The organism is Ectopseudomonas chengduensis (assembly GCF_900102635.1).
GTDB classification, from domain to species: domain Bacteria; phylum Pseudomonadota; class Gammaproteobacteria; order Pseudomonadales; family Pseudomonadaceae; genus Aquipseudomonas; species Aquipseudomonas chengduensis.
Genome location: NZ_FMZQ01000001.1, coordinates 229,609 through 253,564, shown reverse-complemented (window position 1 = coordinate 253,564; position 23,956 = coordinate 229,609). Strand labels below are relative to the sequence as shown.

Annotated in this window: 23 protein-coding genes; 9 read left to right on the top strand and 14 right to left on the bottom strand. The window is 64.8% G+C overall.

Annotated elements, in window-relative coordinates:
- Window positions 1-102: 102 nt before the first annotated feature.
- From BLS08_RS01125 to ehuR, 8 genes are all read right to left on the bottom strand, one after another.
- Window positions 103-753, bottom strand: a complete 651-nt coding sequence (locus BLS08_RS01125) for a 7-cyano-7-deazaguanine/7-aminomethyl-7-deazaguanine transporter (protein ID WP_017676308.1) — start codon at window positions 751-753, stop codon at window positions 103-105.
- A 155-nt stretch (window positions 754-908) separates the two neighbouring features.
- The gene (locus BLS08_RS01120) at window positions 909-1,475 is read right to left on the bottom strand and encodes a C40 family peptidase (protein WP_033377397.1); all 567 of its coding nucleotides are present in this window, start codon (window positions 1,473-1,475) and stop codon (window positions 909-911) included.
- Window positions 1,476-1,921: 446 nt separating this feature from the next.
- A complete protein-coding gene (locus BLS08_RS01115; protein WP_017676305.1) occupies window positions 1,922-2,398 on the bottom strand; it encodes an Lrp/AsnC family transcriptional regulator in 477 nt (158 codons plus the stop codon).
- A 125-nt stretch (window positions 2,399-2,523) separates the two neighbouring features.
- The gene (gene doeB / locus BLS08_RS01110) at window positions 2,524-3,525 is read right to left on the bottom strand and encodes a N(2)-acetyl-L-2,4-diaminobutanoate deacetylase DoeB (protein WP_017676304.1); all 1,002 of its coding nucleotides are present in this window, start codon (window positions 3,523-3,525) and stop codon (window positions 2,524-2,526) included.
- Window positions 3,526-3,644: 119 nt separating this feature from the next.
- Window positions 3,645-4,835 (bottom strand): ectoine hydrolase DoeA, encoded by a 1,191-nt coding sequence (doeA, locus tag BLS08_RS01105; RefSeq protein ID WP_017676303.1) that lies wholly within the window; start codon window positions 4,833-4,835, stop codon window positions 3,645-3,647.
- 58 nt (window positions 4,836-4,893) lie between these two features.
- Window positions 4,894-5,871 (bottom strand): ectoine utilization protein EutC, encoded by a 978-nt coding sequence (gene eutC / locus BLS08_RS01100; protein WP_017676302.1) that lies wholly within the window; start codon window positions 5,869-5,871, stop codon window positions 4,894-4,896.
- Between the two features lie 9 nt (window positions 5,872-5,880).
- Window positions 5,881-6,852: a hydroxyectoine utilization dehydratase EutB gene (gene eutB, locus BLS08_RS01095; protein WP_017676301.1), complete on the bottom strand. Its 972-nt coding sequence runs from the start codon at window positions 6,850-6,852 to the stop codon at window positions 5,881-5,883.
- A 336-nt stretch (window positions 6,853-7,188) separates the two neighbouring features.
- Window positions 7,189-8,586 (bottom strand): MocR-like ectoine utilization transcription factor EhuR, encoded by a 1,398-nt coding sequence (gene ehuR / locus BLS08_RS01090; RefSeq protein WP_017676300.1) that lies wholly within the window; start codon window positions 8,584-8,586, stop codon window positions 7,189-7,191.
- 242 nt (window positions 8,587-8,828) lie between these two features.
- Here ehuR and ehuB point away from each other — a divergent pair, with 242 nt between their 5' ends.
- The 4 genes from ehuB (at window position 8,829) to ehuA (ending at window position 11,878) form a co-directional block, all read left to right on the top strand.
- On the top strand, window positions 8,829-9,674 hold the full coding sequence (gene ehuB / locus BLS08_RS01085; protein ID WP_017676299.1) for an ectoine/hydroxyectoine ABC transporter substrate-binding protein EhuB: 846 nt from the start codon (window positions 8,829-8,831) through the stop codon (window positions 9,672-9,674).
- Between the two features lie 64 nt (window positions 9,675-9,738).
- Window positions 9,739-10,398 carry an ectoine/hydroxyectoine ABC transporter permease subunit EhuC gene (gene ehuC / locus BLS08_RS01080; RefSeq protein WP_017676298.1) on the top strand — a complete coding sequence of 220 codons (660 nt, stop codon included), beginning with the start codon at window positions 9,739-9,741 and terminating at the stop codon, window positions 10,396-10,398.
- Window positions 10,395-11,057, top strand: a complete 663-nt coding sequence (gene ehuD / locus BLS08_RS01075; protein ID WP_017676297.1) for an ectoine/hydroxyectoine ABC transporter permease subunit EhuD — start codon at window positions 10,395-10,397, stop codon at window positions 11,055-11,057. The genes ehuC and ehuD overlap by 4 nt, the downstream gene beginning before the upstream one ends.
- A 41-nt stretch (window positions 11,058-11,098) precedes the next feature.
- The gene (gene ehuA, locus BLS08_RS01070; RefSeq protein ID WP_017676296.1) at window positions 11,099-11,878 is read left to right on the top strand and encodes an ectoine/hydroxyectoine ABC transporter ATP-binding protein EhuA; all 780 of its coding nucleotides are present in this window, start codon (window positions 11,099-11,101) and stop codon (window positions 11,876-11,878) included.
- Window positions 11,879-11,981: 103 nt separating this feature from the next.
- On the opposite strand, the gene BLS08_RS01065 is transcribed toward ehuA, so the two are convergent.
- From BLS08_RS01065 to BLS08_RS01040, 6 genes are all read right to left on the bottom strand, one after another.
- The gene (locus tag BLS08_RS01065; RefSeq protein ID WP_051037276.1) at window positions 11,982-13,232 is read right to left on the bottom strand and encodes a virulence factor family protein; all 1,251 of its coding nucleotides are present in this window, start codon (window positions 13,230-13,232) and stop codon (window positions 11,982-11,984) included.
- A gap of 1 nt (window position 13,233) precedes the next feature.
- Window positions 13,234-15,870, bottom strand: coding sequence for a bifunctional lysylphosphatidylglycerol flippase/synthetase MprF (gene mprF, locus BLS08_RS01060; RefSeq protein ID WP_033377395.1), 2,637 nt, complete (start codon window positions 15,868-15,870; stop codon window positions 13,234-13,236).
- Between the two features lie 120 nt (window positions 15,871-15,990).
- Complete coding sequence (locus tag BLS08_RS01055) at window positions 15,991-16,257, bottom strand: PilZ domain-containing protein (RefSeq protein ID WP_017676293.1); 267 nt, start codon at window positions 16,255-16,257, stop codon at window positions 15,991-15,993.
- Between the two features lie 127 nt (window positions 16,258-16,384).
- On the bottom strand, window positions 16,385-17,272 hold the full coding sequence (locus BLS08_RS01050) for a lysophospholipid acyltransferase (RefSeq protein WP_017676292.1): 888 nt from the start codon (window positions 17,270-17,272) through the stop codon (window positions 16,385-16,387).
- 92 nt (window positions 17,273-17,364) lie between these two features.
- Window positions 17,365-17,973: a pyridoxamine 5'-phosphate oxidase family protein gene (locus BLS08_RS01045; RefSeq protein WP_017676291.1), complete on the bottom strand. Its 609-nt coding sequence runs from the start codon at window positions 17,971-17,973 to the stop codon at window positions 17,365-17,367.
- A complete protein-coding gene (locus BLS08_RS01040) occupies window positions 17,970-18,524 on the bottom strand; it encodes a DNA-3-methyladenine glycosylase I (protein ID WP_017676290.1) in 555 nt (184 codons plus the stop codon). Before BLS08_RS01040 ends, BLS08_RS01045 begins: the two co-directional genes overlap by 4 nt.
- A 172-nt stretch (window positions 18,525-18,696) precedes the next feature.
- Here BLS08_RS01040 and glyQ point away from each other — a divergent pair, with 172 nt between their 5' ends.
- The 5 genes from glyQ to BLS08_RS01015 all read left to right on the top strand — a co-directional run bounded on the left by glyQ (window position 18,697) and on the right by BLS08_RS01015 (window position 23,953).
- On the top strand, window positions 18,697-19,644 hold the full coding sequence (gene glyQ, locus BLS08_RS01035; RefSeq protein WP_017676289.1) for a glycine--tRNA ligase subunit alpha: 948 nt from the start codon (window positions 18,697-18,699) through the stop codon (window positions 19,642-19,644).
- Window positions 19,641-21,695, top strand: coding sequence for a glycine--tRNA ligase subunit beta (glyS, locus tag BLS08_RS01030; protein WP_017676288.1), 2,055 nt, complete (start codon window positions 19,641-19,643; stop codon window positions 21,693-21,695). Before glyQ ends, glyS begins: the two co-directional genes overlap by 4 nt.
- Before the next feature lie 69 nt (window positions 21,696-21,764).
- A complete protein-coding gene (gene gmhB, locus BLS08_RS01025; RefSeq protein WP_017676287.1) occupies window positions 21,765-22,295 on the top strand; it encodes a D-glycero-beta-D-manno-heptose 1,7-bisphosphate 7-phosphatase in 531 nt (176 codons plus the stop codon).
- Window positions 22,296-22,308: 13 nt separating this feature from the next.
- Window positions 22,309-23,076, top strand: coding sequence for a lysophospholipid acyltransferase family protein (locus BLS08_RS01020; protein WP_017676286.1), 768 nt, complete (start codon window positions 22,309-22,311; stop codon window positions 23,074-23,076).
- A gap of 271 nt (window positions 23,077-23,347) precedes the next feature.
- On the top strand, window positions 23,348-23,953 hold the full coding sequence (locus tag BLS08_RS01015; protein ID WP_017676285.1) for a CDP-alcohol phosphatidyltransferase family protein: 606 nt from the start codon (window positions 23,348-23,350) through the stop codon (window positions 23,951-23,953).
- The last annotated feature ends 3 nt before the right edge of the window (window positions 23,954-23,956 follow it).

The window sequence follows — 23,956 nt, the reverse complement described above, 5'->3', positions numbered from 1 at the left end:
AGGTGGCGGGGCAATAGGAGAATTCTCGTGTGGCGTAGCCCGGATGAAATCCGGGGCAGGGCACAGAACATTCCCGGATTGCATCCGGGCTACGGATTCAGCTCAGGCCGTGGCGGTACGCTGCGGCAACGCCCGCACGATGGCACTGAGCAGCATGCCGTACAGCGGCACGAAGAGGATCAGGCTGATGGCCAGCTTGATCACGTAGTCCACCGTGGCGATCTCCACCCAGTTGGCCGCCATGAACGGATCGTCGCTGCGCCAGAAGGCCACCGAGAAGAACAGGAAGGTATCGAGCAGGTTGCCGAGGATGGTCGAGGCCGTCGGCGCGACCCACCACTGGCGCATCTGCCGCAAACGGTCGAACACCTGGATATCGAGCAACTGGCCGAAGGCGTAGGCCAGGAAACTGGCCACGGCGATACGGAAGACAAACAGGTTGAATTCGCCCAGCGCCAACAGGCCGCCAAATGCACCTTCGTGGAACAGCACCGACACCACGTAGGAGGCGACCAGCGCAGGTAGCATCACCCGGGCGATCACCACCCGTGCGGCATGCTTGCCGATCAGACGCACGGTCAGGTCGGTGGCCAGGAAGATGAACGGGAAGCTGAACGCACCCCAGGTGGTATGCCAGCCGAACAGGGTGATCGGCAGCTGCACCAGGTAGTTGCTGGCGATGATGATGAGGATATGGAAGGCGATCAGGCCGGCCAGCACGGGCCGACTGACCGACGCAGGAATCAGGGTCATATCGATGTCCTTTTTCATGAAGTGGGGTGAGGGAACCCACTGCCGCAGCCGACATGGCCACGAGCGGCGCGCATTCTAGCGCGTTGTTGACCCACGGGATAGGTTTTGCCGCAGATGGCCAGGCCGCTCGGATGAAAGGTCGCGCCGTCGCTGACTCAGGCCTCCGGCACCACCCGCTTGGCCAGTTGGAAATGACGCTGCCAGTACGAATTGTTGAGGCGGTCGATACGCACCTTGGTGCCGCGCCGCGGCGCGTGGACGAAGCGGCCCTCACCGATGTAGATGGCCACGTGATCCACCGAGCGGCTGCGAATGCGGAAGAACAGCAGATCGCCGGGCTGCAGATCGCTGCGCTTCACCGACGGTGCATCCAGGCGTGACAGTGCGCGCGAGGTACGCGGCAGGTCGAGGTCGTCCTGAGTCTTGAATGCATATTGCACCAGGCCGCTGCAATCGAAGCCGTGGCGCAGGCTGGTACCACCCCAGCGGTAAGGCGTGCCCAGTGCACCGAGGGCGCGGTCGATCACTTCGCTGGCCGGTTTGGGCGCGGCCGCTGGCGCAGTGGCTGGAATGGTGTGAATGCGAAAGGTGGCGGAGGCTTGGGTACAAATTCCCAGTAAAAGAGCGCCTCCCAGGCAAAGTGACATGAAGAATTTATTCAAACCCAGTGACCCTGGTGATTGGCCTTTGCGCGGAAGCCCTTCCGAATCAAGGCATTGCATCGGAAACGGACCTCCTGCCCGTCCCGGAGACGGACTGCCTGGAAAAGTCTTTGGTTCATTTTCAAGCGAGACGAGTCGACGAACGGTTTGCCGCTGAAGCCTTCGTATTCCCGACCAATCGCGCCCAATTGCACCCCTCCGTCTGAGCCGCCCCTACAGGCCGTTAAGGCCACGGAGCGACCCATACCGACGGCGTGAGTAGCCACGGCGATGGCCTGACGGCGGTGAAGACGAAGAGCTGCTGCCCTCGGTCGAGCCACTGACTGTAGAGTGGGTTAGCGACGCTGAACGTGAATCGAAGATGCCCACTATCGCGGCGCGTAACCACAGGCGATGAAACGTAGCGCTCCGATGGTGGGTTACGCCGCAGCCAATGGGGTGAAACGCTCGGTCACCTCGGCAGGCGGCTAACCCACCAGATGCCCGACATCTCATGGCGGCGTACCTTAGTCGTCCAGTTCTGCGGGCGCACCTGCCGTGTCCGCCTTGATGGTCTTGGTGACGATGTAAGTGAAGTAGCGCTCGATGCCGAGGTCTTCCAGCAGCAGTTGGTCGATGAAGCGCTGGTAGTGGTCGATGTCGCGGGCGCGGATCATCGCGATGTAATCGACGCCGCCACCGGTGGCGTAGCAGAAGCCCACCTCCGGCGCCTCGCTCAGGCGCTGCTCGAAGCGGCGCATGTCCTGCGCGGTGTGGCGGGCCAGGGTGATTTCCACCAGCACCTGTTGGCTGCGAAACAGCGCTGCCCAATCGATCTGCGCGCGGTAGCCCTTAATCAGCCCGGCGCTTTCCAGCTTGCGCACCCGCTCCCAGGCAGGCGTCACCGACAGGTTGATCGCCTCGGCCAGGGCCGACTTGGTGATCCGCCCGTCGCCTTCGAGGATGCGCAGGATCTTCAGGTCATAGCGGTCGAGCTTGTGCATCGGCAGTACGCCTATCTTGGGAACGATGCGAGGCTTGTAGGAGCGAGCTTGCTCGCGAAGTTTTTGCCTTACCGGCGTTCATGAGCATGGCCAGGCGCTCTCACAGCGGCTGCAGGTTGGGTTTCTCAACTCACCACCTCGGCGATGACCGCGAGGGTATCACCACCTTTCACCAACCCCGGAAAATGCCGCGCAGCGAGCAGGCCGCTGCGTTTGGCGCGGTATTCCCGGGCCGGCTCGCCGGTGCGACGGGCGCTGTGCACGCGGGCGATTACCTCGCCTTTCTCGACGTGCTCGCCGAGGTCACGGCACATCTCCAGCAGGCCGTCATCCTCGCTGGCGACGAAGCAGTCGCCGTCGAGCATATCCAGCATCACCGATTCACCGGCTTCGATTTCACCCTGCAGCAAGCCGAAGTGGATCAGCAGGTTGCGCACCCCGCGCTCGGCGATGGCCAGGCTTTTCGCCGTGCTGCTACCGCCGCCACCCAGTTCGGTGGTGACGAACACCTTGCCCAGCTCCTCGGCGGCGGTGTCGTACATGCCCACTGCGTCCAGTTCCAGCATGCGCATGCAGTAGGGCGCGGCGAAGGCGCGCATGCCGGCGGCGCAGGCAGCGTCCTGGGCCGCATCCGGCAACATGTGGCAGGCGGCGAACGGCAGGAAGTCCAGGGTCTTGCCGCCGGAGTGGATGTCCAGCACCACGTCGGCCAGCGGCAGCAGCGTGCGCTGGAAGTAATCGGCGATCTTCTGCGTCACCGTGCCGTCCGGCTTGCCGGGGAAGCTGCGGTTGAGGTTGCCCTTGTCGATGGGCGAGGTGCGGGTGCCAGCCTGCACCGCCGGGGTGTTCATGAACGGCACGATGATCACTCGGCCAGTGACGTCCTCGGCGCGCAGGCGCTGGGCCAGCTTGCTCAGTGCCAGCGGGCCTTCGTACTCGTCACCGTGGTTGCCGCCGGTAAGCAGCGCGGTGGGGCCGCTGCCGTGCTTCACCACGGTAACCGGGATCATCACCGCGCCCCAGGCCGAGTCGTCGCGGGAATAGGGCAGCTTGAGGAAGCCGTGTTGTACGCCGTCACGGTCGAAATCGACCGTGGGGCTGATGGGGTTGTCGCGCAGTTGGGTCATGGTGCAAAGCCCGGCATAAGTGGATGTCTCGATAGCGCCGCTTTTCGTAGGAGCTGGCTTGCCAGCGATGCGTTGTTGATGCGGATCGCCGGCAAGCCGGCTCCTACAATCAAGCGGCATCAATCCTTCACGAACAGCTTGCGCGGTACGTCGCAGAGGGTTTCCACGCCGCTGTCGGTGATCAGGATCGATTCGGTGATCTCCAGGCCCCAGTCGTCCAGCCACAGGCCGGGCATGAAGTGGAAGGTCATCCCTGGCTGCAGCACGCTCTCGTCGCTCGGACGCAGACTCATGGTGCGCTCGCCCCAGTCCGGCGGATAACTGATACCGATGGGGTAGCCGCAGCGGCTGTCCTTGTGGATGCCGAACTTCTCCAGCACCTTGAAGAAAGCACGGGCGATATCGCCGGTGGTATTGCCCGGTTTTGCAGCCTCCAGGCCGGCGGCGATGCCTTCGACCACGGCTTTCTCGCCATCGAGGAAATGCTGAGGCGGCTTGCCCAGGTAAATAGTGCGCGACAGCGGGCAGTGGTAGCGCTTGTAGCAGCCGGCGATCTCGAAGAAGGTGCCGGCACCGCTGATCATCGGCGAGTCGTCCCAGGTCAGGTGCGGTGCGCTGGCATCGGCGCCGGTGGGCAACAGCGGCACGATGGCCGGGTAGTCGCCGCCGTGGCCGTCGGCACCGAGGATGCCGGTGCGGTAGATCTCGGCGACCAGCTCGTTCTTGCGCAGGCCCGGTTCGATCTTGTCGAAGATCGCCGCGTGCATCTTCTCGACGATCTTCGCCGCGACGCGCATGTAGCCGATTTCGGTAGGCGACTTGATCGCCCGCTGCCAGTTGACCAGCGCAGTGGAGTCGACGAAGCGCGCGCTGGGCAGGTTGCGCTGCAGCGAGCCATAGGCGGCGGCGCTGAAGTAGTAGTTGTCCAGCTCGACACCGATGCTGAGTGTGTCCCAGCCACGTGCGGCGATGACCTCCTTGGACAGGTAGTCCATCGGGTGGCGCTCGGTGGACTGCACGTAGTGGTCGGGGTAGCCGACGATGTTGCTCTGCTGCATGAACACCGTGCGCTTGGCGCCGTTGGCGTCCTGACCACGGCCATACCAGACCGGCTCGCCATCGAGCGCCAGCAGCACGCACTGGTGCACGTAGAACGACCAGCCGTCATAGCCGGTGAGCCAGGCCATGTTGGACGGATCGGTGACGATCAGCAGTTCGATGCCCCTGGCCTGCATGGCGCTGCGCGTCTTGGCCAGGCGCTGGGCATATTCCTCCCGGCTGAAGGGGAGGTTGACGACGATTTCGGACATTGCGGTTGCCCTCATGATGGAACGGTTATTCAGGCGCGGCGTGCCGCGCCCGCAGGTTTCATGAATCGAAACTGAGGCCTTTGCCGGCCGCGACAGCGCGCTGGTAGGCGAGGCTGGCGATGGCGGTGTCCTGGGCCCCGGTGCCGGTGAGGTCGCACAGGGTGATCTGGTCGGGCGCGATGCGACCGGGACGCTGCCCGGCGATGACCTGGCCGAGCTCGGCGAAGTCATCCTCGGCATGCACCAGGCCGGCGGCGATGGCGTGGTGCAGCTCGCCCAGCACACGGGTCTGGCTCAGGCGGTCGGCGACGTAGGCATCGACCCGCGCCAGCACGGCCGGGGCGATCTCGTTCTTGTGCTCGGCATCCGAGCCCATGGCGGTGATATGCAGGCCCGGACGCAGATGCTGCGGCTCGATCAGTGGCTCGCGACTCGGCGTGGTGGTGATGGCGATATCGGCGCCATCCAGCGCCGCGTCGACGCTGTCCACCGCGCGCGCATCGTCCAGCTCGGCGGCCATGGCCTGGGCCTTGGCGGGATCACGCGCCCAGATACGCACCTCGCTTACATCGCGCACCAGGCGCAGAGCCTGCAACTGTAAGCGCGCCTGCTCGCCGGCACCGAGGATGGCGACCACCTTGGCGTCCTCGCGGGCCAGCCATTTGGCGGCGATGGCGCCAGCGGCCGCGGTGCGCACGGCGGTGAGGTAGCCGTTGTCCAGCAGCAGCGCATCGGCCAGACCGGTCTGTGCCGAGAACAGCATCATCAATCCATTGAGGCTGGGTAAACCAAGCTTGGGGTTGTCGAAGAAACCGGGACTGACCTTGATCGCGAAATGGGCGACGCCGGGCAGGTAGGCAGTCTTCACGTCCACCTCGCCGTTATGCTCAGGCACGTCCAGACGCAGGATCGGCGGCATCGCCACCGCGGCCGTGGCGAGCAGGCGAAAGGCGTTTTCCACCACCGCGAGGCTGTCGGTGTCGAGGCCGACGCAGTCGCGCAGGTCGGCCTGGTTGAGAATCAGGGTCTTGGCCATGGAGGCTCCTCAGGCGTCGGCGCCGTTGATCACGCGCAGGTGCTGGTCGATATCAATGTTGCGACCGCTGATCACCACCACCACCGGGCCACGCGGCTCGATCAGGCCGTCGAGCAGGGCGGCGATGCCCACCGCTGCGGCGCCTTCGATTACCAGTCGCTCCTCGCGGTAGGCATGGCGAATGCCGCGGGCGATGGAAGCTTCGTCGAGCAGGTGCACCTGGTCGCACAGCTCGCGGGTGAGGGCGTAGGTGTAGCGGTTGTCCAAGCCGATGCCGCCGCCGAGGGAATCGGCCAGGGTCGGCAGCTCCTCCACCTCGACCGGCTCGCCGGCCTGCAGGCTGGCGTGCATCGCCGCGCCCAGTTGCATGCTGATGCCGTAGGTACGAATCGCCGGACTGGCCGCCTTGATCGCCAGCGCCACGCCGGCGAACAGGCCGCCGCCCGACAGCGGCACCAGCACTTCGCAGACATCCGGGCACTGCTCGAGAATCTCCAGGCCCAGGCTGCCCTGGCCGGCGATCACGTGCGGGTGGTCGAAGGGTGGGATAAACGCGGCGCCCTGCTCGCGAGCAATGCGCAGGGCTTCGAGCTGGGCATCGTCCTGGCTGCGGCCGCTGATCACCACCTCGGCGCCCAACTCACGAATGGCGCGCACCTTGTTCTGCGGCACCAGCTCGGAGAGGCAAACGATGGCCTTCACACCCTGCTGCGAGGCGGCGAAGGCAAGGGCACGGCCATGGTTGCCGGTGGAGGCAGTGACCACGCCGAGGCGCTTCTGCTTGGCACCCAACTGCGCCACCGCATTGCTCGCGCCGCGCAGCTTGAAGCTGCCGGTGGCCTGCTGCGATTCCAGCTTCAGCCACACCGGCACACCGGCCAGGCGACTCAGGCTGGGCGAATGTTCCAGCGGCGTCTGACGCACCAGGCCGGCGATACGCTGGCGGGCCTGAAGCAGGTCATCGAAGGGGATGGAAGACATGGCGCACGTTCCGTGAAGGTGTGCGGCCGAGTGTATGAGCGGGAAATTGAGTGGCTGAATGTACTAGGACGATTTTTTATCTGGGCGTTTGTGCCATGTGGAAATCGGTGCGCACGGCGCACCCTACAGACACGTCGACCGTAGGGTGCGCCGCGCGCATCCGCTTGTAGCCTGGATGAAATCCGGGAAGCATTGGAACAAACCACTCCCGGATTTCATCCGGGCTACAAGAGCCCCTCTCCCCAACCCTCTCCCGCAAGCGGGAGAGGGGGCTAAATCCTTGTACCGTTGGAAGTGTTGTAGGAGCGGCTTCAGCCGCGAAACTCTTCAACAGCGCTAAAAATCATGCACCTTCGGGTACTGCTCGAAGACGTCACGCACGATCTGCACGCCCTGGCGCATCTTCGCTTCGCTGCATTCGGCGCCGACGCACAGGCGCACCGCGCGCGGCCGAGGCATGCCGGGCGGGACGAAGGGATCGGGCAAGGTCAGCGCAACGTTGCGCCGACGCAGCTCGCGCAGCAGGCCATCGGTTTCCCAGCCTTCGGGCACGCGCAACCAGCTGTTGAGCGAATAGGGATGGTTGCCGATCAGGTGCTCGCCCAGTTCCTGCTCCACCAGCGCCTGCCGGTTGGCCAACAATTGCCGCTGCAGCTGCACCAGATCCTCTGCCTCACCTGAATCGATCCAGCGCGTGGCGATTTCACCGAGCAGCGACGGCGCCATCCAGCTGTTGACCCGCAGGATGCTCTCGGTGCGCAGGGCCAGGCGTTTGGGCATCACCAGATAACCTATGCGCAGGCCGGTGAGCACCGATTTGGTCATGCTGGTGCAGTAGAACGACAGCTCCGGCGCGTAATGGCTGAGCGGCCGCGTGGCCTGCTGGCCGGCCAGCAGCGGGCCGTAGACGTCATCTTCGATGATGTACACGCCATAGCGGCGGGCGATCTCGGCGATCTCGCGGCGGCGCTCATCGGGCATCAACGCGCTGGTAGGATTGTTCAGATTGGGTGTACAAACCAGCGCGGTAATGCGCTCATTGCTGCACATGTCCTCGAAGTGCTCAGGGTTCAGCCCATAGCGATCCATCTCCAGGCCCTTGAGGGTGAAGCCGAGCACCTGCGAGCTGCCGATGGCGCCGTGGTCGGTCAGGCCTTCGCAGAGCACCACGTCATCCGGGCCGGCGAGGGTGGCCAGGGCGAGGAAAATACCGTGGGCAGCGCCGCTGGTCAGCAGCACGTCCTCGATACCGACATCCATGCCCAGACGCGCCAGCCAGCGCACTGCCGACTCGCGCTGGTGCTGCATGCCGGCTATCGGGCGAAAGGCGTGAATCCACGGCTGATCCGGCTCCTGCGCCAGCTCCAGACAGGTCTGTCGCCACAGGCGATCGTGGGCATCGGTGTGCAGGATGCGCGCGTTGGAAAAGTCCATCAGCGCCTGCTCGGTTTGATCGAGCATGCTGGTGGCCACCCGCTCGCTGGTGCGCCGCGAAACGAAACTGCCACGGCCCACCTCGCAACGCACGCGGCCCTGGCGCTCCAGCTCCTTGTAGGCGTTGGTCACGGTCTGCACGCTGATGCCCAGGGCATCCGAAACCTGGCGTTGCGGTGGCAACCGCTGGCCGTCGATCAGGGTACCCTGTTCGATATCGGCGGCGACTGCCTGGACCAGCAGCTTGTACTTCGATTCGCCCGGGCGAGCGTTAGCCAGGGCCTTCTTCCAGTTGTGCATCGATGGCTCCTCCGGCGACTGCGTTCAAGCATCCCGCGTGAGGCGTTACGATTCAATTGTCCTAGTGCAATGCCGTAGCCAAAAAAGCCTTTGTATGCTCGGGCCAAGGGTGGAAAACAGTGCCTTGGCACCTCAGAAGAATTACCACCTGGCGTGAACAGCGCTCCAACGCTCTTGATTTACCTGCCTCCTAACACAGCACGCCGCCGTTGGCGGACTACAAGAAACAGGAGAACACCAAGATGAGTAGCGTTATCCCCTCCCGCTTCGGCCGCCTCGCGCTGGCCTGCACCCTGCTCACCGGCCTCGCCGCCGGCGCCCAGGCCTCGACCCTGGACAAGGTCAAGGACAGCAGCAGTGTGCGCATCGGCTACGCCAACGAAACCCCCTTCGCCTACACCGCTCTCGATGGCAGCGTTACCGGCGAGTCACCGGAGATCGTCAAGAAGATCTTCGAGCGCATGGGCGTCGAGAAGATCAACCCGGTGCTCACCGAATGGGGTTCGCTGATCCCCGGCCTTCGCGCCAGCCGCTTCGACCTGATCGCCGCCGGCATGTACATCACCCCCGAGCGCTGCAAGCAGGTGCTGTTCACCGACCCGCACTACCAACTGCCCGACACCCTACTGGTGAAAACCGGTAACCCGAAGGGCCTGCACAGCTACGAAGACATCGCCAAGAGTGGGGCCAAGGTGGCGATCATGTCCGGCACGGTGAACCTGGGTTATGCCCGCAGCGCCGGCATCACCAACGACCAGATCCTCCAGGTGCCGGACACCACCGCACAGTTGCAGGCCGTGCGCGCCGGGCGTGCCGATGCCGCCGTCGGCACCCAGCTGACCATGAAGGGCCTGGCCGACAAGGGCGGCGACAGCGTCGAAGCCATCGCCGAATTCAAGGACGATCCGGCCCATACCGGTTACGGCGCCCTGGCCTTCCGCCCGGAAGACAAGGAGCTGCGCGATGCGGTGAATGCCGAGCTGAAGCAGTGGCTGGGCAGCGAAGAGCACCTGGCCACGGTGGGGCCCTTCGGCTTCGACCAGTCCAACATCACCGACAAGACCGCCGCCGAACTCTGCGGCCAGTAATGCACGGGTAACGCCGCGCACCCAGGTGCGTGGTGTATTTCCCTGCATAGAGCGGTAGACATCCATGACCGATCTTCTTCCCCTGCTGCTGCAAGGCGCCTGGGTCACCGTGCAAGTCACCTTCTGGGGCTCGCTGCTGGCCATCGTCAGCGCGGTGATCGCTGCCCTGGGCAGGCTGTCGCCAATTGGCCCGCTGCGCTGGCTGGCGATCACCTACATCGAAATCTTTCGCGGCACCTCGCTGCTGGTGCAGCTGTTCTGGCTGTATTTCGTGCTGCCGATGCCGCCATTCAACGTCGAGATGAGCGCCTTCACCGTGGCCGTCGTCGGCCTCGGCCTGCATATCGGTGCCTATGGCGCGGAAGTGATGCGCGGCGCGATACGCTCGGTGGCCAAGGGTCAGTACGAGGCCTGTACGGCACTGAACATGCGACCCTCGAAACGCTTCCTGCGCATCATCCTGCCGCAGGCGCTGCTGGCGGCGATTCCACCAGGTACCAACCTGCTGATCGAACTACTGAAGAACACCTCGCTGGTATCGCTGATCACCCTGTCTGACCTGGCCTTCCGCGCCCGTCAGCTGGATCAGGCGACCTTCATGACGCTGGAGATCTTCGCCCTGACCCTGCTGCTGTATTTCGTCATGGCCCAGGTGATCAACCTCGGCATGCGCCTGCTGGAAAAACGCCTGAGCCGTGGCCGGATGCGCGGAGGCCTGCAATGAATTTCTTCGACTGGGATTTCGCCCTGAGCATCCTCCCGGATCTGCTCAAGGCCTCGCTCAATACCCTGCTGATCACCTTCGCCGGTTTTGCCATCGCCATCGTCCTCGGCCTGCTGCTGGCCATCGCCCGGCGCAGCAAGCACCTGTGGCTGTCCTGGCCGGTGGCCGGGCTGATCGAGTTCATCCGCAGCACGCCGCTGCTGATCCAGGTGTACTTCCTGTTCTACGTGTTCCCCAACTACGGCCTGAATCTCACCGCGCTGCAGGCGGGCATCCTCGGCATCGCCCTGCACTACGCCTGCTACACCGCCGAGGTGTATCGCGCCGGGCTGGATGCCGTGCCGCGTGGCCAGTGGGAAGCGGTGACGGCATTGAACATGTCGCCGCTGTCGGCCTACCGGCAGATCATCCTGCCGCAGGCACTGCGGCCGATCCTGCCGGCGCTGGGCAACTACCTGGTGGCCATGCTCAAGGACACCCCGGTGCTGTCGGCCATCACCGTGGTGGAGATCATGCAGCAAGCCAAGAACATCGGCTCGGAGAGCTTCCGCTACCTCGAGCCCATCACCATGGTCGGTCTTTTCTTCCTGCTGCTCAGCCTGGCCCTGGCCTGGTGCGTGCGGCGCGTGGAAGATCGGCTGGAGGTCACTGCCCGATGACTGCTTTCCTCAACTCCACAGACGCTGCCGGGAGTTCCTCAATGCCCCAGCCCATCGTTCGCTTCACCGACGTGACCAAGCGTTACGGCAATCTCACCGTGCTCAACAAGCTCAACCTGGACGTCGCCCCCGGCGAAAAGGTGGCGATCATCGGCCCCAGCGGTTCGGGCAAATCCACCCTGCTGCGCGCGTTGATGACTCTGGAGAGCATCGACGAAGGGGTGATCTCGGTCGACGACGAACCTCTCACCCACATGCCCGGCCGCGACGGTCGTCTGGTGCCCGCCAGCGCCAGCCACCAGCGCAAGGTGCGCGGCAAGATCGGCATGGTGTTCCAGAGCTTCAACCTGTTCCCGCACATGTGCGCGCTGCAAAACGTGATCGAGGCGCCGATGCAGGTGCTCGGCATGGGCAGGAAGGAGGCCACCGAACGCGCCGAGGACCTGCTGGCAATGGTCGGCCTGGGCGAGAAGCTGCGCCATTTCCCCTTGCAGCTCTCCGGCGGTCAGCAGCAGCGCGTGGCCATCGCCCGTGCGCTGGCGATGCGGCCCAAGGTGATGCTGTTCGACGAAGTGACCTCGGCGCTCGACCCGGAACTGTGCGGCGAGGTGCTCAATGTCATCCGCCGTCTAGGCAGCGAGCACAACCTGACCATGCTGATGGTCACCCACCAGATGGGCTTCGCCCGCGAGTTCGCCGACCGTGTGTGCTTCTTTCACCAGGGCTGCATCCATGAACAGGGCACGCCGGATCAACTGTTCGGCAACCCACAGCAGGAGCGAACCAAGGCGTTTCTGAGTGCGGTGAACGAGGCCAATTGAGGATGGGTTCACGCCCTGCTGCGCGCAATCTTGTAGGAGCGGCTTTAGCCGCGATTTTTCGCGGATGAATCCGCTCCTACAGAATCGGTATGCGTCAGCGGGACTAACGCGGCTGGCGCGCCTTGATCGCCGCCAGCATCTTCTGCGCCAGCGCAGCGTAATCACCGTCGAAGTGGTGTCCGCCCTTGATCATCAGGTGCTCCCCCGGAGCGCCGGCTTCGGTGCAGCCGCTCTCGGCCGTCTCCTCGCTGCCGTAGATGCAATACACCTTGGCCGCCGGCACCTTGCGCAGTTCGGGGCTGGTCGGCGCCTCCGCACCATCCTTGCCGAGCCAGCCACTGACGGCGATCTCGAAACTGCCGCTACGGGCGAAGGCCAGCAGCAGCATCGCGTCGATCTGCTGCTGATCGATGGCCGGCAAGCGGTTGTAGATCGCCGGCAGCACGTCGGCGCCGAAGGAATAACCGGCCAGCACGAAGCGCTGCACATGCCACTTGTCGCGGTACTGCTGCATCAGCCGAGACAGGTCGGCGGCGCTCTGCTCCGGGCTCTTGTGCTGCCAGTAGTAACGCAGGGTGTCGATGCCCACCACCGGATAACCGGCCGCGGCCATGTGCTCGGCGGACGCGCGGTCGAGGTCACGCCAACCGCCATCGCCGGAATAGAACAGGGTCAGAGTTTCGGCCGGCTGCGCCGAAGGATGCTCGATCACTGGCATAGCCGCGCCCTGACTGGCGAGCAGGCGCTGCAACTGATCGGCCAGCAGCGTCGGCAGCGGCGTGCCCAGCGCGCCGATACGCGGCTCACCGTTGGACTGTTCACGCAGGAAGCGGGCGTTGTCGTCACCCGGATTGTCGTTCCACAGGGCGATCCAGTGACCGTGCTCGGCCTTGTTCGGCAATGGCTCGGCGCAATCGGGCTTGGCCAGGTCGAAGCCGACCGACAGCGCCTGGGCCTCATCGCTCTGCTGCGCCGCCAGCCAGCGCCAGGCCGAGGCCGCTGCCGGGCCGATACCGGCCACCAGGGTCGGGGCGCCGCTCAGTTCCTCGCTGGCCAGGCTGATCAGTTGCTGTTGCGCCTTGCAGTCGCCAGGCGAGAAGGGCAGTTGCAGCAGGCGCAGATCGCCGACTTCGGCAAAGCGGCGTAGCGTGGTTTCGTCCAGCGCCTGGTCGGCAGGCGCGAGCAGCAGCACACGCTGACGCGCGTCCCCCTGGCTCAGCAGTTGCGCCGAGTTGCCCTGTATCTGCACCGTCTGCAGATGCGGTACCGCACGCATCGACCACCAACCCACTGCGCCTGCAGCCAGGGCCACAACCAGCAACAACCCACCCAGCCTCCTTGTCGTCCTGCTCATCTCAGCGCCTCACCAGTCCACCCAGGCCGCCAGCGATCAACGTGGCGGTGTCGGCCAATGCCACCCAAGGATCGAGCCCGGCCGGCACGGCCAGGTAACGCGGCTCCCACTGCGGCAGGAACTTGTCCTTGAAGCGGCGCAGGCCCTGGAAGTTGTAGAAGTTCTCACCACGGTCGAACACCAGCGCACCCAGGCGCAGCGGCAGCGGCGCCCCCTTGCGCGTCTGCAGACCGGCCAGCGGCACCATGCCGAGGCTGAAGCGCGCATAGCCCTCGCTCTGGAACTGCTGGATCAGGCCGAGCATGAGAAATTCCATGGTCGACTTCGGCGCATCCGGCAGCACGCGCATCAGGTCGAGGCTGGCCACAGCGCGCGTCTCGCATTCCAGCAGGTTGGCGAAGGCCACCGCACGACCTTCGAAACGCACCACCACGACGCGAAAGTGCGCCAGGTACTCGGGGCTGAAACGGCCCAGGGAAAAGCCTTTCTCGCGTACGTTCTTGCCCTGCAACCAGGCATCGGAGATCGCCTGCAGCTCTGCCATCGGCACCTGGCCGGGGGCATGGAACTCCAGGCTCAGGCCATCGCGCTGACCGCGATTCCAGGTATAGCGCAGCGCCTTCATCTCCTTGCCGTTGCTGGCCAGATCGAAGGTTTTCAGGTCCACCAACGCCTCTTCGCCGAGCTTCAGCGCGGTCAGGCCTATGTCGATATAGCCGGGCAGATTCTCCGCGCGCACCTGGTAGAACACCGGCCGCGCATGGTGGCGGTCACACAGGTCACGGAACTGCCAGATCAGCTCGGCACGTGCCGCCGCCGGGCCAATAGGATCGAACAGTGCAACCAGGCTGCGGCCGCGCAGCGCGTACATCAGAAACGCTTCGCCATCAGGGTGGAACAGCAACGCCTTGTCGCCACTCAGGGCCAGGCTGCCCTCCGGCTGGCGCGAGGCTTGAACGATGGCGCGGGCACGCAGCAACGCCTCGCTGTCCGGCAGGCTGATGCTCGGTGGTGTGGCGCGCAACAGCCAGGTCAGGCCGACGGCCAACAGCACCAGGGCGCTGCCCAGTGCGGCCCGCAGGCCGCGCGGGGCGTTGGCATCCAGCTCGAACTGCCACCACAGCTGATGGCTGTAGGCGACATCTTGATAGACGAACAGCAGCAGCCACACCGAGGCGGCGATCACTCCAGCCGTGGCCGCCAGCGCCAGGCCGGATGCCGGCACGTCCATCAGCCGGCTGCGCCGGTAGAACTCGCGGCGAAACAGCGCCAGCAAGCCGGCGATGGCCGCCAGGGCCAGGGCCTCCGGCCAGTCGAAGCCCTTGAGCAATGACAGCACCACACCCAGGCAAAGCAGCACCAGGGTCAGTGCCCAGGCCGCCGACAGGCGCCGGCGCAGCCCTTGCGCCAGCAACAGGCAAAGCGTGCCCACCAGGCTGGCCGCCAGGTGCGAGGCAGCGATCAGTTGCGGTGGCATGAGAAAGCCCAGGGCCTCGAGATGCTCATCCACAGTGGGGGTCACCCCGGAGAACAGCAGCACCATACCGGCGCAGAACACCAGCAGCGCCAGCAGCGGCACCACCATGCCGCTGGCCACGCGCGCCACCTGCCGTGGAAACCACAAGCGGCGCGCCTCGGCAGCCAGCAGCAGGAGCCCGGCCGCCACCAGCGGTAGCACCACATAGAGCAGGCGATAGAGCAGCATCGCCGCGACCAGACCGGCCGGGTCGATGCGCGAGGAAAAGGCCGCCAACAGCACTGCCTCGAACACCCCGACACCGCCCGGTACATGGCTCAGCACACCGGCCGCCAGCGCCAGCATGTAGACCAGCACGAAGGAGGAGAAAGGCGGAGCCTCGGGCAACAACAGGTAAAGCACGCTGGCGGCAATCAGCACATCCAGGCTGCTGATCAACAACTGCGTCAGGCTCATGCGTAGGCCCGGCAGACGCAGACTGAAACGTCCCAGATCCACCTGCCAGCAGCCGGGCGCGGGGCACTCGGCCAGGCGTTTGCGGCTGACCAGCAGCACCACGGCCGTGGCGGCGACCAGTATGGCAACAGCCAACGCCGCCAGCACCGGCTCGGACAGGTGCAGCGCGGCCGAGGCATCCTCGAGATCGAACAGCGCCGCCAATGCTGCGAGGATCGGCAGGCTGACGCCGAGCGACAGGCTGGCGAACAGGCTCATACGCGCCACATCGCCCGCGCTCAGCCCATTGCGCCCGTACAGGCGGTAGCGCACCGAACCACCGGACAACGCCGACAGGCCCACCGCATTGCCGATGGCAAAAGCGCAGAAACCGCCGAGTGCCAGGGTCGGCGGCGGCAGGTCGACGCCCGCATAGCGGCTGGCTGACCACTCGTAGGCGAGCATCACCAAAAAGCCCAGCACGGTGGCCAGCAAGGCGGCGAGCAAGGCCTGCGGCGGCACGGCCGCCAGGGATTCACGCACCTGATCCGGGTTGATCTCGCGCACCAGGTGCCAGCAGGCGACCAGCGCCAGGCCGAACAACAGCAGCGAGAGACCGAGACCGATCAGTTGGCGGTTGCGTTGCAACCAGCCGGGTTGTGAAGGAGGAAGAAGATCAGGCGCATCAGCGCCCTGGACGGGGAGTTCGGATACCGCTCGACTCATGTCGAAAACGCCTCTGATGGACGCCACCTCGGAGTGAGGCCTAGATCAGAGTGTAGATGTAACAAAATGTTCCATTGAGCCGAAACGCTCGTTGCGAATGTCCGAACTGGCTGGCTCCGTTCAGGCCTCGCCGAGAAACCTCAGGCCGGCCCCTTCAGCATCCACGCGCATCACTTCCATCTTCAATACCGGCGCAGGGAAGGGCAAATCCTGCACCTGGCCGATCACTTCGGTGCCGACCGACAAGCTGGCCATGTCCGGATGCTTCACGTAGACACCGCTATCGGACAGGTCACGAGTCTGCGCCAACAGCTCGCCGAAGCTGGGGTGGCTGATCTTGATCCGGCACTTCATCGGGGTACGCACCTGCTGGCGCTGGTTCGGCATGACGGCTCCGGGGGTAGGCGGACGATGCAGCCTTTAATAACGCAAAATCGAAGCAATTCCCAACGCTCGACAGAAAAAAGGCGCCATCGAGGCGCCTTCGTTCATCATCGTGCTCAGTGGCAGTACGTCAGTACCACTTGGCCTCACCATCCGGGCGTTTCTTGAAGCGCTTCATGCTCCACATGTACTGGCTCGGGTAGTTGCGCACGTAACGCGACACCACTTCGCTCATCGCCGCCACGCCTTCTTCGACGTTCTCGCTGTACATCCCTTCGGGGGCCGCCTCGAGGATCACCTTGTAGCCGCGGCCATCCGGCAGACGCAGCGCATGCAGGAACACACCGACCGCCTTGCCACCGGTGAGCATGCCCGGCACGAACTTGCTGGTCAGCGCGGTGGTACCGAGGAAGGGCACGAACACACCCGACGAACGGCTCGGCTCCGGGTCGGCCGGAATGCCCACGGCGCCGCCACGGCGTACTTCCTTGATGACACTGAGGATGCCTTCCTTGGTCGACGGCGCGACGCGGTTGCCCATCTGCACGCGCTGCTGCTGCAGCAGCTCGTCGACCGCCTTGAGCTTCGGCGGGCGGTAGAAAATGATCGGTTTGCACTGGTTGCAGTAGAAGTGGTTGAGCACTTCCCAGTTGCCCAGATGGCTGGTGATGCCGACCACGCCCTTGCCGGACGCCAGCGCCTGCTGCAGCACGTCCAGGCCTTCCACTTCACGCACCAGCTTGAGCGATTTCTGCGCCGGCCAGATCCAGGCGCAGGCACTTTCGGTCAGGGTCTTGCCGATGTCCTTGAGGCTTTGCCCGACCAGTTTGTCCAGCTCGGCCTGATTCAGCTCCGGGAAGCACTTGCTCAGGTTGATGCGCACCACGTCACGCGAGCCGTTCGGCAGCTTCCACATCAGCCAGCCGATGGCATTGCCCACGGCCTGTACGGCGCGCCAGGGCAGCAGTGCGAACAGACGCAGGAACCCGACCACCAGGGCGCCCTTGAGTTTTTCCACGAGAGACTCCAAGCGTTTCTGCAAAGCGCCCAGTTTAACAGGACGTTCAAAAACGTTGGTGAGACAAGGCGTAACGACCAGGGCCAGCTCAGTCAGTAAAGGCTCGTCCGCAGCCGCTGCTGTAGATCGCGCTCGTAGGCCTCGACGTCGAATTCCTCATAGATGCAGCGGAAGATGTCGCCCGCACTTGGCAGGCTGGCGCGCACCACCTGGCGCGATGCATCCCACAGACCGGAACGCACCGCCGCTTTGGAGCACTGGAAGTAGCAGCTGTCGATATGGATGCGCAGCACGCTGCGCGGCAGCTTGCCCTGGGCACGGCCCAGTTCCAGAAGCTCGGGGTCGAGGGAGATTTCGGCACGGCCGTTGACCCGCAGGCTCTCGCCGACGCCCGGAATCAGGAACAGCAGCGCCACCTGCGGGTTGAGCACGATATTGCGCAGGCTGTCGATGCGATTGTTGCCGGGGCGATCCGGCAGCAGCAGGGTCTGGTCGTCGAGAACCTGCACGAAGCCCGGCGCATCACCACGCGGCGAGCAATCCAGGCCATCCGGGCCAACGCTCGCCAGCACCACGAAGGGCGAGGCTTCGATCAGCGCGCGGTAGGGTTCGATCAGCCGCGGCAACTCCTTACGCCGCGAGCGCTCGTGGCTTTCGCCGTACAGTGCCTGCAATTCATCCAGCGTGGTGATGGTGGTCATGAGCCCTTCAGTTGCGCATAGCGGTCGCAGTCGGTGGTGTGGTCCATCACCATACCCGTGGCCTGCATGAAGGCATAGCAGATGGTCGGTCCGACGAAGTTGAAGCCAGCCTTGCGCAACGCCTTGCTCATCGCCTCGGCTTCAGGCGTCACTGCCAGCATCTGGCTGCGGTCGCTGAAGTGGTTGATCTTCGGTTCGCCGCCGACGAACGACCAGAGCCAGGTCACCGGATCCTCCAGCTTCAGCCAGGCCTGGGCGTTCTGCCGCACGGCCTTGAGCTTGAGGCGGTTGCGGATGATCCCGGGGTCCTGCATCAGCACCTCGATCTCTTCATCGCTCAAGCGCGCCAGACGCTCGGGATCGAACCCATGCAACACCTGGCGATAGCGCTCGCGCTTCTTCAGCACAGTGATCCACGACAGGCCGGCCTGCGCGCCTTCGAGCAGCAGCATCTCGAACAGATGGCCGGCATCGCGCTGCGGCACGCCCCATTCCTCGTCGTGATAGGCCTGGTACAGTGGATCGTCGGTACACCAGAAGCAGCGGGGCATGGCGGTAAGCCTCGGTCGGGGGTCGAAGCGACGACTATAGCGGCAAAATAACTGGATATAAATACAGTCTAATGTGACTTGAATGATGCCGATGTGCCGTACCCTGCGGCCTGCGCCGAGTTTCGATATACTCCCCGGCTTTCCCTCGCAAGCCTCCACAGGTGATTTTTTCGTGAGCCAGACCAAGCCTGCCGTGCGCACCTTCCAGGACCTGATCCTGGCCCTGCAGAACTACTGGGCCGAGCAGGGCTGCGTGGTGCTGCAACCCTACGACATGGAAGTGGGCGCCGGCACCTTCCACACCGCCACATTCCTGCGCGCCGTCGGCCCGGAGACCTGGAACGCCGCCTACGTGCAGCCTTCGCGTCGCCCCACCGATGGCCGCTATGGCGAAAACCCCAACCGCCTGCAGCACTACTACCAGTTCCAGGTGGTCTTGAAGCCCAACCCGGAGAACTTCCAAGAGCTGTACCTGGGTTCGCTGAAGGCCATCGGCCTCGACCCGGAAGTGCACGACATCCGCTTCGTCGAAGACAACTGGGAATCGCCGACCCTCGGCGCCTGGGGCCTGGGCTGGGAAATCTGGCTCAACGGCATGGAAGTCACCCAGTTCACCTACTTCCAGCAGGTCGGTGGCATCGAGTGCTACCCGGTGACCGGCGAGATCACCTACGGCCTGGAGCGCCTGGCCATGTACCTGCAGGGCGTCGACTCGGTCTACGACCTGATTTGGACCGACGGCCCGTTCGGCACCGTGACCTATGGCGACGTGTTCCACCAGAACGAAGTGGAGCAGTCCACCTACAACTTCGAGCACGCCAATGTCGAGAAGCTGTTCGAGCTGTTCGATTTCTACGAGAGCGAAGCCAATCGCCTGATCGAGCTGGAGCTGCCGCTGCCGACCTACGAGATGGTGCTCAAGGCCTCGCACACCTTCAACCTGCTCGACGCCCGCCGCGCTATTTCAGTGACCGCGCGCCAGCAGTACATCCTGCGCGTGCGCACCCTGGCCCGTGCGGTAGCGCAGAGCTACCTGCAGGCGCGCGCCAAGCTCGGCTTCCCCATGGCCACCCCCGAACTGCGTGACGAAGTACTGGCCAAGCTGGAGGCGCAAGCATGAGTGCACAAGATTTCCTGGTCGAACTGGGCACCGAAGAGCTGCCACCGAAAGCCCTGAAAAGCCTCGGTGAGGCCTTCCTCGCCGGTATCGAGAAAGGCCTCAAGGCCGCCGGCCTGGGCTATGCCGCCAGCCGCGTGTACGCCGCGCCCCGTCGCCTGGCAGTGCTGGTCGAGCAGCTCGAAGAGCAGCAGGCCGACCGCAGCATGAACCTCGACGGTCCGCCCATCCAGGCCGCCTTCGACGCCGACGGCAACCCGACCCAGGCCGCCCTGGGCTTCGCCCGCAAGTGCGGCGTGGATATCGCCGAGATCGACCGCAGCGGGGCGAAACTGCGCTTCGCCCAGCACATCCCTGGTCAGCCAGCAGTCAACCTGCTGCCGACCATCGTGCAGGACTCGCTGAACGACCTGCCGATCCCGAAACGCATGCGCTGGGCCGCCCGCCGCGACGAATTCGTGCGCCCGACCCAATGGCTGGTGATGCTGTTCGGCGACGCCGTGGTCGACTGCGAGATCCTCGCGCAGAAGGCTGGTCGCGTGTCCCGTGGCCACCGCTTCCACGCCAACCGTGACGTGCGCATCAGTAGTCCGGCCAACTACGCCGAAGACCTGCGCAGCGCCTACGTGCTGGCCGACTTCGCCGAACGCCGCGAGCTCATCAGCCGCCGCGTCGACGAACTGGCTGCGGCCGAGCAGGGCACGGCCATCGTGCCGCCGGCGCTGCTGGACGAAGTCACCGCCCTGGTGGAATGGCCGGTGCCGCTGGTCTGCTCGTTCGAGGAACGCTTCCTCGAGGTGCCGCAGGAGGCGCTGATCAGCACCATGCAGGACAACCAGAAGTACTTCTGCCTGCTCGATGCGAACGGCAAGCTGCTGCCGCGCTTCATCACCGTGGCCAACGTCGAGTCCAAGGACCCGGCGCAGATCGTCTCGGGTAACGAGAAGGTGGTGCGCCCGCGCCTGACCGACGCCGAGTTCTTCTTCAAGCAGGACAAGAAGCAGAAGCTCGAAGGCTTCAACCAGCGCCTGGCCAACGTGGTGTTCCAGGCCCAGCTCGGTTCGGTATTTGAAAAGGCCCAGCGGGTATCGGCGCTCGCCGGTTTTATCGCCCGCGAAGTCGGTGGCGACGCCCAGCGCGCCGCCCGTGCCGGCCTGCTGTCTAAATGCGACCTGGCCACCGAGATGGTCGGCGAATTCCCCGAGATGCAGGGCATCGCCGGTTACTACTACGCGCTCAACGACGGTGAGCCGCAGGACGTCGCCCTGGCCCTGAACGAGCAGTACATGCCGCGCGGTGCCGGCGCCGAACTGCCGAGCACCCTGACTGGCGCTGCCGTGGCCGTGGCCGACAAGCTCGACACCCTGGTCGGCATCTTCGGCATCGGCATGCTGCCGACCGGCTCGAAGGACCCGTACGCCCTGCGTCGCGCCGCCCTCGGCGTGCTACGCATCCTGATCGAGAAGGGCCTGGATCTGGACCTGGCCACTACGGTCGACTTCGCCGTGGCCCAGTACGCCGGCAAGATCAAGACCGACGGTCTGGCTGCTCAGGTGCTGGAGTTCATCTTCGACCGCCTGCGTGCGCGCTACGAAGACGAAGGCATCGAAGTCGCCGTGTACCAGGCGGTGCGTGCGGTGGGTCCGACCTCGCCGCTGGACTTCGACCAGCGCGTGCAGGCCGTGCAGGCCTTCCGCAAGCTGCCGCAGGCCGCTGCCCTGGCCGCCGCCAACAAGCGCGTGTCGAACCTGCTGAGCAAGGCCGAAGGTGGCGTTGCCGCCCAGGTCGAAGCGCACTACTTCAACAACCCCAGCGAGTTCGCCCTGCACGCCGCCATCCAGCAGGCCGACCAGGCCGTACAGCCCCTGGCCGCCGCCCGCCAGTACAACGAGGCCCTGGCCAAACTGGCTGGTCTGCGCGAGCCGGTGGACGCCTTCTTCGAGGCGGTGCTGGTCAACGCCGAAGACGCGCGCGTGCGCGCCAACCGTTACGCCCTGCTGGCCCGCCTGCGCGGGCTGTTCCTCGGCGTGGCGGACATCTCGGTACTGGGCTGACGCCAGGCGCTGGCCGCGAAGGTTTTCGCGGCCAGCGGTCGTTTCCATCTCTGCTTCTGGCGTGGCTGCATGAAACTGCTGATCCTCGACCGCGACGGTGTCATCAACCAAGACTCCGACGCCTATATCAAGACGCTCGACGAGTGGATCCCGATCCCTTCGTCGATCGCCGCCATCGCGCGCCTGTCGCAAGCCGGTTGGACGGTGGCCGTGGCTACCAACCAGTCCGGCATTGCCCGTGGCTATTACGACCTGGCGACCCTGGAGTCGATGCACGCGCGTCTGCGCCAGCTGGTGGCGGAGCAGGGCGGTGAGGTCGGCCTGATCGTCCATTGCCCGCACGGGCCGGACGATGGCTGCGACTGCCGCAAACCGAAACCTGGCATGCTCCGGCAGATCGCCGCGCACTACGCCACGGAACTGGCAGGAATCTGGTTCGTCGGCGATACCAGCGGTGACCTGCAGGCCGCGCTGGCCGTCGATTGTCAGCCTGTGCTGGTGAAAACCGGCAAGGGCGAACGCACCCTGGCCAAGCCACTGCCGCCAGGAACCCTGGTATTCGATGATCTGGCGGCTGTCGCCGATCAATTGCTCTCATAAGGTGTGAAGGTTCATGGCGCTAGTGCAGGCATTCAGAGTCACGCTTTTCTACCTGCTGCTGTCGTCCAGCTCGTTCTTCTGGTGCCTGATCAGCCTGGTGGTCGCACCGCTGCTGCCGTTCCGCCAACGCTACCGCTTCGTCGTTCAGGCCTGGTGCAACTGCGCCGTGTGGCTGGCCAAGGTGATCGTCGGGATTCGCTATGAAGTGCGCGGCCTGGAGAACATCCCCGAGCGCCCCTGCGTGATCCTCGCCAACCACCAGAGTACCTGGGAGACCTTCTTCCTCTCCGGCCTCTTCGAGCCACTGTCGCAGGTGGTCAAGCGCGAACTGCTGCGCGTGCCGTTCTTCGGCTGGGGCATGGCGCTGCTCAAGCCCATCGCCATCGACCGCAGCAACCCCAAGGCGGCGCTCAAGCAACTGGCCAAGCAGGGCGACGAACGCCTCAAGCAGGGCGCCTGGGTGCTGGTGTTCCCCGAAGGCACGCGGATTCCGCCAGGCCAGATCAGCAAGTTCTCCCGCGGCGGCACCGCACTGGCGGTGAATGCCGGCCTGCCGGTACTGCCCATCGCACACAACGCCGGTGAGTTCTGGCCCAAGGCTGGCTGGGGCAAGCGCCCGGGCACTATCCAGGTGATCATCGGCCAGCCGATGTACGCAGAAGGCGAAGGGCCGCGTGCCATCGCCGAGCTCAACGAACGTGCTTTTCAGTGGGTACGCCAGCAACAGACCGAACTGCGTGGCGAAGAGCCGCAGTTGAGCCGTCTGGGCGAAACCGCCTGATCTGTGGATAAGCTGTGCATCAAATGCAAGCAAAGCGCCATCATTGCCTGCATCGAACTGATTTTCCTGGCGAATCACCAGCGCTAGGAAAATCGCCTAACAGGGTATAAGTTGTCGCCTCAGTAGGGGCGGGTGCAACCCGCCATCAGCGCTCTGGCGGGTTGCACCCGCCTTACGCATGACCGTCGATAAAGCCGCTTCTACCTCGATGGGTTCACAGTCTCGCCCGCGGCAATGGCCGAAGATGGGACACGAAAAGGAATTCGCTGCCATGCCGTCGATCTACCAGCTCAAACCGGCCTTCCAGAACCTGCTACGTCCCGGCGTCGAACGCCTTTACGCACGCGGCGTCACCGCCAACCAGGTCACTCTGGCTGCAGCCCTGGTCTCCGTGCTGCTGGGCACCCTGCTCGCAGCCTGCAGTCATATCACCTGGCTATTCGCCCTGATTCCCCTGTGGATGCTGCTGCGCATGGCGCTGAACGCCGTTGACGGCATGCTCGCCCGCGAGTTCGGCCAGCAATCGAAGCTCGGCGCCTACCTCAATGAACTCTGCGACGTGATCGCCGACAGCGCCCTGTATCTGCCCTTCGCCTTGCTGGCAGGCGTCTCGCCGCTGCTGGTGATCCTCGTGGTGCTGCTGGCGGTGATCAGCGAATACGCCGGCGTGCTCGGCCCCATGGTCGGCGCCTCACGGCGCTACGACGGGCCGATGGGCAAGAGCGACCGAGCCTTCTGCTTTGGCGTGCTCGGCGCTGGCGTCGCCACGGGCCTGCTGCCGGCCTTGTGGATCAATCTGCTGCTGGGTCTGATCCTCGCCCTGCTGCTCTATACCCTCTACAACCGCGTTCGCCGGGGTTTGGCCGAAGCGGTCTGACCC